The organism is Streptomyces sp. NPDC057654, assembly GCF_042800135.1.
Taxonomy (GTDB): domain Bacteria; phylum Actinomycetota; class Actinomycetes; order Streptomycetales; family Streptomycetaceae; genus Streptomyces.
On sequence record NZ_JBHVHQ010001472.1, the window covers coordinates 1 to 1,063 of the forward strand.

General features: G+C 72.3%; 1 protein-coding gene and 1 pseudogene. One reads left to right on the plus strand and one right to left on the minus strand.

Annotation, left to right across the window (positions count from 1 at the left end):
• Positions 1-366: pseudogene (locus ACFU99_RS44450) on the plus strand (hypothetical protein); the annotation flags it as partial.
• Here the strand turns inward: ACFU99_RS44450 and ACFU99_RS44455 are convergent.
• Positions 314-811 carry a hypothetical protein gene (locus ACFU99_RS44455; protein ID WP_384404602.1) on the minus strand — a complete coding sequence of 166 codons (498 nt, stop codon included), beginning with the start codon at positions 809-811 and terminating at the stop codon, positions 314-316. The pseudogene ACFU99_RS44450 and the gene ACFU99_RS44455 overlap by 53 nt on opposite strands.
• Positions 812-1,063: the final 252 nt, after the last annotated feature.

The following is a 1,063-nucleotide window of genomic DNA, read 5'->3' on the forward strand; positions in this document are numbered from 1 at the left end:
TCCGGCGACCGCGGCGCGCGGGAGCCCATGGAGGCCGAGGCCGTACGGCACGCCTTCTACGACGGGCGCCTGGGCGACCTCGGCGGCCCGGCCCCGGCCTCCCTGATCCCGCTCATCAGCGACAACTGGACGCTCCACTTCGGCTGGCAGGGCGTCGGCCCGATGCCGCCGGACGAACGCGCCGAGCTGCGCCGGATCGTCGGTTCCGCGCACCGGGCGGAGCAGCGCGTACGGTGGTGGGCCACCCCCGACCTGCCGGGACCCGCCCGCGAGGCCGTCTGGCGCGAACTGCTCGCCGCCGGCGTCGACTACCTCAACACGGATGATCTGGCGGGTCTTGAGGCGTTTCTGCGCGCAGCTCGCTGAGCACCTCGCGCACGTCGTCGTCCGCCACCGAGGGCAGCAGCATCGCGACCGCGAGCACCAGCCCGCCCAGTACGTACGTGGTGTCGGGCGTCGCGCGCACCAGCTCGCGGACCGCCTCGACGTCCCCGCGCCAGACGGACTCCAGCAGCGTCGCCACGTCCGGCGCGGCCTCCTCGTCGGTCTGCGCCCAGCCCGGCTCGTCGGGGGAGCGGCGGGCGAGGTGGCGCAGCACGCGGTCGGCGACGTCCGGCTGGTACGCCTTGCGCACGGACTCGTTGGCGACCCAGGCGAGCGCGGAGACGAGATCCTTGGCCTCATCGGTCCCCATGTCCTCGGGCAGGGCGGCGTCGAACGACTGCTGGTTGCCGTGACGGAAGGCCAGCAGGAGGCGCGCGGCCCGCGCCTTCGCCCCGGCGACCCGCGTCTCGGAGATCTCGGCGGTCACCAGTGTTCGCCATTCGTCAGCGGCGGGAATATGTCGATCTTGGCGGTCACCGGTAAATCGTACTGTTTTTGGATCTTTTTGCCGGACAGCGCCGCGCTGAAAGCACGTCATATCGTCGCGTCCAGGGGGCGCGGCCGGGCGGAATGTAGCGGTCCGTGACGAAACGTGTCTCGGGTTCGTCACGGGCGCGCGGTCGCCTCGCGCGGGCGGCGACTCTGGTCCGTATGGCAACGCCACCTGGACAGCCGCCCG